General features: G+C 41.7%; 6 protein-coding genes. 5 read left to right on the top strand and 1 reads right to left on the bottom strand.

The window, feature by feature from the left end:
* Positions 1-146 precede the first annotated feature (146 nt).
* The 5 genes from NCN06_RS11380 (at position 147) to NCN06_RS11360 (ending at position 8541) form a co-directional block, all read left to right on the top strand.
* The gene (locus NCN06_RS11380) at positions 147-1397 is read left to right on the top strand and encodes an MFS transporter (protein WP_250398944.1); all 1251 of its coding nucleotides are present in this window, start codon (positions 147-149) and stop codon (positions 1395-1397) included.
* Between the two features lie 125 nt (positions 1398-1522).
* Positions 1523-5914: a multicopper oxidase family protein gene (locus NCN06_RS11375; protein ID WP_226397885.1), complete on the top strand. Its 4392-nt coding sequence runs from the start codon at positions 1523-1525 to the stop codon at positions 5912-5914.
* 84 nt (positions 5915-5998) lie between these two features.
* A complete protein-coding gene (locus tag NCN06_RS11370; RefSeq protein ID WP_226397884.1) occupies positions 5999-7546 on the top strand; it encodes a GMC family oxidoreductase in 1548 nt (515 codons plus the stop codon).
* A 40-nt stretch (positions 7547-7586) separates the two neighbouring features.
* Complete coding sequence (locus NCN06_RS11365; protein ID WP_226397883.1) at positions 7587-7964, top strand: hypothetical protein; 378 nt, start codon at positions 7587-7589, stop codon at positions 7962-7964.
* 208 nt (positions 7965-8172) lie between these two features.
* Positions 8173-8541: a putative quinol monooxygenase gene (locus tag NCN06_RS11360; protein ID WP_226397882.1), complete on the top strand. Its 369-nt coding sequence runs from the start codon at positions 8173-8175 to the stop codon at positions 8539-8541.
* 61 nt (positions 8542-8602) lie between these two features.
* Here NCN06_RS11360 and NCN06_RS11355 read toward each other — a convergent pair whose 3' ends face one another.
* A complete protein-coding gene (locus NCN06_RS11355; protein ID WP_250398943.1) occupies positions 8603-12190 on the bottom strand; it encodes a multicopper oxidase domain-containing protein in 3588 nt (1195 codons plus the stop codon).
* Between the last annotated feature and the right edge of the window lie 353 nt (positions 12191-12543).

Raw genomic sequence — 12543 nt, 5'->3', positions numbered from 1 at the left:
TAAATCTTTCCATGGTTAATGCTCCATTCATGTGCTTTTGTATAGATTCGGAAGGCGTGATTTTGCTGCGGAACAAACTTCAGCATCTTAGGTGATGCATGACATATCCAAAACAAAATCTCCGATCATCTGATTCACTATCCTAGATGACTCATTCAGCCATCAACAAAGAGTCTTCCTACGACTACTTAGGCGTCATCGCAGCTTCATCTGCGTTAGCAATAGGGGTTGGACTTCAGAGAACAGAATTAGCTGTTCTTGGAAATATGATGGTCGAGTCTGATTGGATCACATCGGATAATATTGGGCAACTTGTAGGCCTTAATTTAGCTGGATATCTTGCCGGATGTGTGCATCAGACAAGGTTAAAGAGAGAGGATCAATCTCTAAGAATGATCCGAATTGCCTTAATTGTATGTATCGTGACATTTTTCATTGAGCCACTTTTCCCTTCGATGGGATGGAATGCAATTTGGCGTTTAGTCTCTGGTTGGGGCTGTGCACACCTCGTTACTGGATTGCCCGGTTTTGGTACGCGCCGATTACATGCCGACCAAAAGCGATTGGCGATGGGAATTATCTTTGCAGGTGCTGGTATTGCACCTCTCTTGGATTCTGTATTACTGCCATTTTTTGTTAAAAGCTCTCCAGTAGCTGCATGGGATTTCACTGGCATTTTCTCTATTTTGTTTGCTGTTCCGATATGGATGTTAATTTCAAGAGGTCTATCGGAAGAGCGAGATTTAAAATTATCACATTCTTCAGATCAAGATATACCCAGTTCAGCAACTCAGGAAGCCATCAGTGCTAAATCAACTGCACCGTCAACAATCAATTGGACTCCTGCGCTTAAAATATTTGCACTCACGACACTTCTTTATGGTGCCTCTCAAGTGTCAATTTTAACGTATCAACCTTTATACCTAACTTCAGTTTTTAAGGTCTCGAGCGAAGTCGCTAGCAGTTCATTCGCTTTGGTGGGATTTGGATACACCCTTGGAGCTATCGTTGCAGGTTTAGTTCCGAAAAAAATTCCGACTGATTCGGTTCTTCTTGCATCTGTGGTGATTGGAACTATCGGGACCTGTATCTTTGTTTTTTCCCCAATAATCGCAGTTGTTAATCTTGGAGCGTTTCTCTTTGCCTTCTGGAATGGCGCTTACATTGGATTAATCGTAGCTCGGCTTTCAGAAGTTGTTGGACCACGGCTCGTTCGTCCAGCATGGGCTTTGTTCAGCTTTCTTTTAAGCATTGGCTTTGTGGCAATGACGTTTATCGCTGGCTTCATATCAACCTTCTCTGTGACTATGATTTTTTATATCGGTCTGGCCCTTGTTGTTATTAATCTCATTCTCATGTCGTTGACTGCTACGGCGTTTAAGAAGCAAAATACTTAGTCGACTAGTGAGTCAAAAATTTGACCGTCTTGAATTGAACACATGCCATTCTTAAGTAGAAATTAAAACATTTTGCCACGCATCCACCATGGCTAATATCGATAGTGTCACGGTAGATTTTGATTGTGGATCAGTTCCGTATTGGCTCTCTCTATCCCGTTGACAAAGATGGAGCACCAAACGTCTTCCTTTCATCAGGATATACTTTAGGGCAGGATAATAATGGTTATTTTGTTAGTGAAAATGTAACTAATAACGGCACGCTTAAGGCTACATTAGAAATTACAACAGATCCGGTTCAGATTAAAAATGTCAGCAAGTTTGTTGGTGATTGGCTGATCCCTCAACTAATCAACAAAGAGGATGAAAATAGCATCTTTAACCAATATCTAACATCTATTACGGCCAGCTTTAAGACAGGAAAAGGAGGATGGGGGGCTTATGCCAATAATCAATTGCTCGAAGCACTAAGCTACATAGGATATAAGGGAGTGGGTTATGATCAATCTGCCAATCAAACCGGTGAATGGGCAAATACATCCGTCCTTGATAGCGACCTTCATAAGGCAGTATTGAACAAAGATAACTATTATCCTGAGGATCTATGGAATAACGATAGAGGTATTGATACTGTTTTATCTGACTTTGATTCCAATGCACTGCTCAAGAATTTAGCATCAATGAGTGGTGCCTCTGAGGACACAGCTCCTCTTTGGTATCCATCAATGCTGTATACCTACGGGTTAGAGGGCAAAGGAACATCCTATCCAGGCCCTGTTTTAATGATAAAGCCTGGTGAAACTTTAGAGCTAGAATTTGATAACAATATAAGTATCGCTGGCCTCACCGGGAAGCAGGCCCAAATGGCTTCCATGGTTGAGAACAATTCCTATGGCCTCAATGGTGGAGCCATGGCCGGTGGCATGGATAGTACTAATTTTCATATGCATGGTGGCCATGTTGTTCCATCTGGATTCGGTGACAATGTCGTTAGTCGATATACAACTGGGCAAGATTGGACAACAATCATCGACATTCCGGATGATCATGGAGTGGGTTCTTACTGGTATCACCCCCATTTTCACCCGGCTGTTAACACTCAAGTTTATGGTGGCCTTTCAGGGTTCATGCAAGTTGGAGATCCACTGAGCTTAATTCCTGCATTTAAAGACGTACCAAGAAACCTAGGCGTCATCAAAACGATGCAAGTTGGTATCGATAAAGATTCAGGAAATTATGAATTAGCTTCAGTCAACGGCAACATCTTAGGTACTGAGGGGCTTGCTGCTAACCGTGCAAGTATGTTTACGATTAATGGTGAATATCAGCCAGAAGTAAATATGAATGCCGGTGGCTGGCAGTCATTTAGTTTTAGCAATCAAGACAATAACTATTATATGAATCTAGCCATACGTCATCAGAAAAGTGATGGCTCGTGGGTTGCTTTGCCGCTTTATATGTACGGTGAAGATGGTCATACTTATCCTCAGATTCAAAAAGTTGAGCAGGGCGTCTTAGGTTATCAACAAGATGGAAGTTTGAGTAATGCTACCTCATATGAACAAGCATCCAATCTGATCTCCTTACCCTCTGGTAAGAGAATTGATTTGCTTGTGAATCTTCCTGCAGGTAAATCAGAGCTGATCAGTGCTTATAGTTTTGAAGGTCAAAATGGACAGGAATTTGACATTAATTCATTACGCTGGCAACCTGATAAATATGCAGAACTTTCAACTAAAAATACAGATTTCTCTGATCCTAATTCAGGCCCAGGAGCAATTGCCACTTTTAACGTTAGTGGCGATTCTCCTCACATTGATACACAAGTTCTCGATGATTACATTGAGAAAGTAAATCAACAAATCAATGTTCAGAAGATAACACCACTGACCAGCAGTGAAGACTATTCCCCCGATGCTATTCCCAGTGTAAATCTCTTTGAAGACGGATGGAATCCTACACGTAAGCGCCAGTTTAATTATCAAATTTTGCAATTGGTCGGTCCCGATGACCAACGGGATATTCCAACTCAGAAAGCACTTGCTGAACGGGCGCAGGCTGGTTCACCAGTGAATAACTATGATTTGATTGCTACTTCCAACGAGAATCCATGGCTTGGTTATGTCAATCCTGATTTGATTAATGACCATGTTTTTCCCAATGGTCCATTGGTTATTGCTCAGCTTGGCACAATGGAGGAGTGGTCATTACGAAACTGGAATTGGGGCGGAAAAGACGTGGCTAATGGTGGCTACTTCACTGCCCACCCTTTTCATATCCATGTCAATGATTATCAGGTAAAACACAGTGATAATGAGTTGTCGAATAAGCGCACTCTCGAAGATGTCACTCAGCTCAATTCATCTGGATATAACTATAATAAGGATGGAACGCATTATAAGCTTGATCCTCTAGTAGGTGAGTTTGTACCAACTGACGACGGACTTGATCCCTCAGCGACACCTTATACAACTGGATATAATGATACGACGATCAGAATGTTATACCAAGACTTTCTTGGAACCTTTGTTCACCATTGCCATTTGCTGGAGCATGAAGATGCTGGCATGATGCAGGTCGTTTCAGTTATTGAGAATACTGATTCAAGCTGGATTGTTCCTGCTGAGTCTTTTCGCCTAAATAAAAAGGGTTTGATTTTACGTGAAGCTGATTCTCTTGAACAAGTGGTTCTTCCTTTGCGGCATGTATTGAGAAAGAATATAGCGAGAATTCAAGTAGGAGACATTTCCAACGATTTCATCCAAGATGTTATTTTGTCATACAGTGGAGAAGCAAATTCATCGGGGCGTGTTCACATCTATGATGGTGCTTCTCTTAAAAATGATCAGCAAGCTGTATTGCTTTCTCGTTTTAAACCCTATGAAAATTCAACTGTAGCCCCTTGGGCTTTCAATAGCGATTTTACGGGTGATGGAAAGAGAGATCTGGTTACCGCTGGGTTTATTAAATCCCTGAATGGTCATAATAGAGTTAAACTTTCAGATTTGGAATTGACTGGTTGGCAAGCACAGGATACTCATTTTGATTGGTCAAATCTTTATAGTTATCGCCCTTGGGAAAAAGTAGATAATGCAAGATCTCTTAAGCTTAAAAGCTCTTCAACTGCTGTTGGTGTTGGAGATTTTAATTTAGATAATTTTGATGATTATGCTTTTGCTTATGTTGATGATGGAACTTTGAGAATTCGAATCCTCGATGGTTCTTCTGTTTCTTTATTGAATCAGACTGGCCAATTTGAAGGAGGTTATTTACCTGATACTGACATCCTGTCTGACATTGAATATAAGTCATCGAGCTTCGATGATCTCGAATCACTGTCAATAACATCCGGTTTCAATAGTTATTCGCAATCGGCAATTGAGAACTTAATTGTTACCGCTGAATCAGAAGCAGGTAATAGTCATGTTTTGACTTTTCAGCTCAATTCAGGACACTTCATTGCTACTGGTACAACAGACCCAGATGACACTCCTATGAGTGGGCATGGAATGAGCTCTGATAACGATCATGGTGATCATCAGGGCCATCAGATGTACACCCCATCTCTAGATGGTGTTGATCATATTGGAGGTGCCTTCAAGCTTAGCTTAACGAATCATCAAAGTATCGAACCTGGTTTATCTTCAGCCACTCCAACTTTTGCCGGTGCTCTTGCAAATGGCTCTTTGATCATGGATGATTATTTGATTTTCAGCCAAGGGGCTTCCGACGGCGAATATCATATTGGTAATCCATCTAGTTCAGAGGATATATACAACAGCACACAGGATTTGTATATCAATCTGAAAGGAATAGATCGTGTAACTTCAGATGATTTAACTGGTATTACACGGTCAAAAAAAGATCCATCATTGCCAAATCTCAGCTTTTCGTATTCTGCAAATGATGTTGATGAAAGAGTCAATCTTGCTCAACTAGCCTATCAAGCTTATACGAATAAAATGATTAAGCCAAGTGATCTTGCAAAGCTTTCTGTTGCCAATCAAGGCTCCAAACTAACATCGCAGGAGCTGGTCACTAAAATTCTTGTTAATTATTCAGAGCTAGTTGAATCTTTCTTTGGAGGCAAGCTTGATGAGCTGTCTTCCGATGCTATTTCAAATAAGGTCTTCAATACTCTTTACGATAGAAGTCCTAATTCCAAGGAACTATCAACTTGGGCATCTGCCGTGAATAATGGATTGTCTAAGAATGATTTGCCACTGGCTATTTTGCGTTCTACAAGCGGTCGCGACACCTACCGGGTTGGCTTATTAGCCGCTGCAAGCACATGGTCGCAAACACAGTGGGGCACCAATGCGGTCGTCGACGGTAACTTTGGTCAGGGTTTGCTTGCCAATAGTTCTTCTTCTTCTTTTAATGAATTATCCGATTTTGTCCTTGAATCCGTACAAGTCAATAATTGGAAGGATGCCAATTCTGTTTTTACAGAATACAGAGACGAGGTGCTGACCTCTTTGAGCGGTTCGCCGATTTCAGACACCGGCTTCTTCTAATTCATTCTAAAATAAATCTTCATTCTTGTTTGATTGATTTAGCGCCATGGCTAACGTTTAATTATAGATTCTCCTTGTCTCTTTATGTCTGCTTTTGATTATATAATTGTCGGTGCTGGAACAGCTGGTGCTGTCATTGCTGCCCGCCTAACTGAAGACGAAAATACAAAAGTTTTGCTTCTTGAGGCTGGTCCTCACTTCTCCTCCATTGAAGAAACTCCTCGTGATCTTTTGGATTCCCGTGCGGTTTCTGTTGAAGATCACGACTGGCATTACATCACGCAGGTAACCCCAGGGCGAGATTTTCCCTATGCACGGGGCAAGGTGAGTGGTGGTTGCTCTGCTGTTAATGGTGTGATTTCTCTGCGTGGTCTTCCGCAGGATTTCAGAGCATGGGCCGCAGCTGGTAACACTGGCTGGGACTGGGAAGATATCTTGCCCATGTACAAACGAATCGAGAATGATATTGATTTTGGGTATGCTTCTTATCACGGTAGTTCCGGCAAGATTCCTATCCAACGTTTTAGGCCTGATCAGTATTCCCCAGTAGTTGGTGCGTTTAAGGAATCAGCTATGGCTGATGGTTATGCCTGGGTGCCAGATCACAATCACCCAAATGGTTATGACGGTGTAGGGCCCATTCCCATGAATCGTGCAGGAGATGGTTCACTGCGTGTTTCCAGCTCTATTGCTTACCTTTTGGATGCTCAATCCCGTCCGAATCTGACGATCAAGGATCGGACGATGGTCAATAAAGTTCTATTCTCTGGTAAAGATGCCATTGGCGTTGAGGTTGTTAATTCGGATAATTCTGTTGAAAGTCTATTTGGCGGAGAAGTGATTCTCAGCGCTGGCACCATTAATTCTCCTTCGATTCTTCTGCGTTCTGGTGTTGGTCCAATTGACGATATGGATCGATTGAACATTAAGTGCGTCAATAATTTACAGGGTGTTGGTAGTAATCTGATCGACCACTCATTAGCGGTTGTCGCTGCTTATCCAAAACCCGGCATTGTGAATGAGACCGATGATGACGTTCAAATGGTTATTCATTACACCGCCCCCGGCAGCAGTCATATTAACGATATGCAAATCTATTGTCTTGGCAAACTTGGTGCTGAACGTTTTCCAGGTGCAGATCCAACCCGAGGTTTGATGTTTGGTACTGGCATTGTGATCAATCGTCCTGAATCACGCGGGCGCGTCACACTTCAATCTTCTGATCCGAATCAGCAACCCCGCATTGACCATCGCTTGAATTCTCACGCTGAAGACATGCGGAAGATGGTAGACGGTGTTCGACGAGGTTATGAGTTGCTTACTACGGGCGCACTCAAGGATATTTCTGAGGGAGTAGCTGTTTTAACAGAGGATATGATTAACGATACTCGGTTTATCGAGCAATATATTACTGATCGTTCTGCCACAATATGGCATGCGGTTGGCACTTGCAAAATGGGCCCCGCCACTGATAATCACGCTGTTGTTGATCAATATCTAAAAGTGCATGAGTGCACTTCCTTAAGAGTTGTTGATTGCTCAATCATTCCCGATCATGTATCTCGCAATCCTATGCTTACCTGTTATGCAATAGCTGAAAGACTTGTTGACCTGATTAGGGCTGGCCACTAATCCCCATTTCCTTCTTCTCCCTTAATTATTTATTTTTCTCATGACTCTCATCTCCGATTCCAACACGTGGGTTTCCTGGACAATCACCTGTTCCTGTAAACCTGATTCATTTGAGCAAATTTCTGCTCTTGCCGCCAAGATGACTGAGTATTTTCAGTCCAATGAGCCTGATACCACTAACTTTGAGTTCAGTGTTAACTCTGCTCGTGACGAAGTTCATGTGTATGAGCGTTACTCCAACTCCGCTCAAGCGCTTCTCCATATGAAGGCCTTCGGAGACTTGTTTGGTTCTGATTTTATGGGTCTCCTGACTCCTGTCAAAGTTGTCGCTTATGGTTTTCCGACTGAAGAGTTGTCGAATGCTCTTAGTGCCCTATCACCTGTAAAGATGGCTTCTTTCCAAGGTTTTTGCAGATAAACTTTGGTCTCTTTAACTTCTTTTGTCACCATCACATTGTGTTGGTGACTTTTTTATGCTTTTACTTTCCCTTACTTTGCGCTCTTTGAACATTCTCTTCACCTACTATTGATTATTTGTTACGCGCTCTCTTTGCTTAGTTATGAAATCCACATGCATTGGCTTACCGTTATGTTTTGCCTAAAGTGATAGAAGCTACCCTCCTTCCATGAAGCGCATCGACTCTTTTATCAGTATCTACCCTCTTTTCCGTGTGAAAGATGGTCAAATGAATGCTATTAAAAAGATCACCGATGAAATTATTTCCCGTGGCCATGGCGAGGAAGGTACACTATTGTTCACTGCTGCCTTTAGTGATACACATTTGTTTCTAAGGGAAAGCTATGTTGATCACAAGGCTTTTCATGTACATCTTGATACTGTAAATGATATCTTGGATGAATTCTTCTCTATGCTGGAGTTAGAAAGTTTGGTTATTGTTGCGAGCGAAGATGATATCCAAAAAATGAAGGTTGAAATGAAGACCCTTGGCATGCAAGCTACTTATTGCGTTATCAATAATGGATTTTCAATCTAGAAGTCATTCCTTTCACACTTTAGTTAGCAGATCTTTATTTTGTATGTTCCTATGATTTACATTAGGCCCAACCGAAGTAATCAGCTTCCAAATGCCATGTAGCTTGCCTCATATTATCTTCCACATCATGATATACGGCATCTTTGGTTAGGTGCATTAGTGTTGCGTCTCCATCATCTTGCGTTAACAGCAAGCTTCCCTGCCCCCTATTGTCTGCGTCAATATCAAAATATTGAAAATCTATATCTGTATATCTTTGGTCCAATGTGATTTTTCCATTCATTATTAATTCAGTTACTTTGCTGCCTTTTTGGTTCGTGGTCTTCGTTGGATTGATTATCTCATCCCCCATACTCATCATACTATTTACTTCACTTTCACTGCCCATATTCATCATGCTATGCCCATTATTATCTCCATGACCAGCATGAGCACCCTCGGATGAATTAAGAAGCCAGTTCTTTAATTCCGAATTTTTACCTTTTGATTTGTAATCGACCATCATCGTAGAGAGATTTGCCAAGTAGGTCTGGTTATACTTCTCATGGTCGAAATTATATGTCTCACCATCAGGCGCTTGTGGTTGCTCATCTGGAAGTGAATAACCAATTGCTATTCGTACGGCATTATCAGTATTGCCATGTGGATTAAAATATGATGGTTGCCCCCAGAGCTTTGCCATATTCGATAGCTTCTCTTCTTTGCACCCCATCGCAGAATGATCCGTTAGTTTCTTTCCGTTGAAGCCATCTATAATTCCTTGCCCACCCTCTAGTTGGCTAACAATGATATCTGCATAGTTATCGCCGTTCATGTCTCCTACTGCAAGATCAATTCCATCGCTTTTCGCACCACCGAAGGGTGTTAAGCAATATAGCTCCTCATAATTCGACCCACTAAAGACACGAATTTTGGCATCGTAGTTCTTGCCCGAAATTCCAACGATGATGTCGTCATAACCATCCCCATTAATATCACCAACTGCCAAGGATGATTTTAAGTTTTTTCGGTTTCCTTTCCCTTCGGCGCTAATTGTCATCTCTTTTATTTTTTCTAGTGTATTCAGCTTGGGATCATTCCCATTGAGTTTTTCCGAGTAAAAATCTTTTGTACTCTGTCCGTCGAAAATATTGAGTTTGAACCTTCCTTTATTTGAAGACGTGGCTTCAATGACGGCAATATCTTCAATGTTGTCGGTTACATGGACTGTTCTTGCTTCTGGTCCGGGTACAAAGTTCAATGCATTGATATCGCCACTTGCGATGTTGACTCCCCTTGATCGTGAACTCTCAAATGGCTGAAATTCAATCTTGTTTTCACGGTTCGATCCAAGTGATATGTCAACGCTGTTCTTTGTTCTTGAACCATTCGTGATCCAACTGTCATTGGTGTTGAGGATGGTTAATACCGGCACCATCATTCCTCCATCTTCATGGAATAACAAGTGGCAGTGATCTACATACAAGCCGGTGAAGTCTTCAAAGCGAACTAAAATATCTGTTTTAGAGTTTATCAAGTAATCATCTCCCGTATATATGTCTCCATTCCCATCAATTTGATTACCTTCTTCGTCTAGAATCATTGGAGTTCCAAATGGATTCTCTGTTGTTACAGTTCCCTTCGCATAGGCTGGTGCCATTTGGTAGACATCGACCAGTGAATCTCCTATGTATGCATCACCAACTTGATGTGTGCTGGGATCTATTCCTACATTCAGGCCATTAATTGTTTCGACAATGAATTCATTTTGATGCAGGTGAAATGGATGGGCTTGACCCACTTGTATCTGTGTTGGCGGGTTGTCCTTCGGCCATGTATCTCTTTTAAAAGATTTTGAACTATTAACTAGTGACCATCGCTCCAATGTATCTAACATTGCAATTGATATTGTTGGACTGTGATCTGGTTCATGTGTCCAATATTGTTGGTTAATTGTCCATACGCTTTCCCAACTTTCTGGGTCGTTGTAGCCAGGATCAATATATTCTTCGCCGTCAGGCCCTATTTCCGTACCACGGCCTTCTTCATTTTTTATTTTTTGAGCGTCTGTGAACCAATTAAACTCTCTTTCTCGTGCTACTCCTGACGTTGCTGCTTCCTCTTTGAGCCCGAGCGCATGAGTTCTCTGACCATCAAGATAGTCCCAGGCGTCAGGCTGATCAGAGCTTTGTACCGTATTTCCTGTTACTTCTACTGTGGCTAAGACCTGAGATGGGGTAATCTGAAAGCCATCGTTGTACCCAAGATACGTTTCACTAGAATTCTTGGGTCTATTTGTTTCATTAGGTGCTAAATCCCCGAGTACTTCTTCGCTAGCATTACTAATAAAGTAGTAATCTCCTGGTTTGTTAAAGGAATGCTGGATTGTAATTCTTCCGCCCGGTGATATTCCAGGCAGTGTTGATACAGAGGTGTCGTATTCCGACGCCCATCGTGATATATCGGAATCTATACCCAATAAGTTTGGCGACTCCAAGCTTATGTTTCCGTTATCATCAACATGAATTAGTTGAATAATATGACTAGAATTCAATGAGAAATTCAGAAAGCCAAACGTGACCCATTCACCTGTATCGGCTTTAATCGTGGGATTGTATTGCCCATTGACTGTGTGTATTAAATTCTCTGTTGTTTCGGCTGCTACATAGTCTGCATATGTTGCACCTTTCCCTTCTTTTATCCCCCAATATGGATTACCTGTAAAGTGTGCTAATGGCTGGTAATTGTTGCCGTTGAAGGGTGATGAGCTGTACTTGTAATAATTGCCTTCGTCGTCGCTGAATACCCGTGCAGGCATTTGTTGTGTGTTTTCCCAGTTGTGTTCTCCCTGCTCAATATTGGGATTAATCTCTTGTTCAACCGCCCATGATTGCAAACTCAATAGGTGAATATTTTCTTTTGTCGGGTCATATCCGCTTAGATTGTTTGTATCTTCCGAGTCTGGCAAAATGAATACAGGTAGCGCCGCGCCGCCTGCCAGTGACAATGATGTTGAACCATGTAGATGTGGATGCATCCAAAGCAATCCACTCGGATGATTTTCAGGAATTTTGTATTCATATTCTTGGCTATCACCATTTTCCACGGCAATCATGACGTTATCACTTTTTCCCTGGGGTGATACGTGGGAGCCATGCAAATGAAGATTAGTACGTTCTACTGTTCCATTCCATTCCTTTGTTTGAGCATCTATGCCAAGATTGTTTGTTAATTTGACTTTTATAGTGTCTCCTGGATCCGCGATGATGAAAGGCCCTGGCGTCTGACCGTTATAAAGCCAGAATTCATTGTCATAGATGCTCTGTGAGAACTCCTCCCTGACTCTTATTTCACCAAAACCATCTACCGTAATCTTTTTGTGTGATGCAAGTGATAAGTCAATATTGACTTCATCAAATTCTGGTCCCCAACTTGAATAGAATGTTCCATCCTGATTCGTTCTTTCATATTTGCCCTGGCTGTGTCCAATATTTGCTTTTTGCCAATCAAGCCACCCACTTGCTATGGCGATATACGTTTGATGCTGTGGGAGCACATTGAAATATGCGCTGTCTTGAGCATTTCCCGTTAACCCTGCATTCCTCGACCAGTTCTCGAAATTTTTCTGACCAATCGTCTTCGCATTACGCAGGTCTTCCAGGTTTGCCACGATGCGTATTCAGTTCCTTCTAATTTTAGGAGCTGTACTTTTATTGCCCTTTCTTTTTATGGTTTATTCGTTTTTCCTCCTTGCGTCAGGTTTTGCATTCCTTTCACATTGATTTTTGCTTATGTCCCTTCCTCTGGTATTTGCACTGTTTTTGATTAGATGCTGTTCATTTTGACTATCTTTCGCCTTCTTCCAGTTCTTGTTGTTTTTGCTGATGGTCGTTGAATGCCTCGCAATTCAATATTTGTATATTCTACCCATTAATATTTGTTTCTTTCCTGTCTTTTTTAGTCCGGTGAGTGAATGGAGGATGCTTAGGCCCTTTGCTTGGGAGAGAGCTGTTTATTGTTTTA

Source organism: Synechococcus sp. MU1648, assembly GCF_023630615.1.
GTDB lineage: Bacteria > Cyanobacteriota > Cyanobacteriia > PCC-6307 > Cyanobiaceae > Parasynechococcus.
This window is presented reverse-complemented; position numbering and strand designations above follow the sequence as displayed.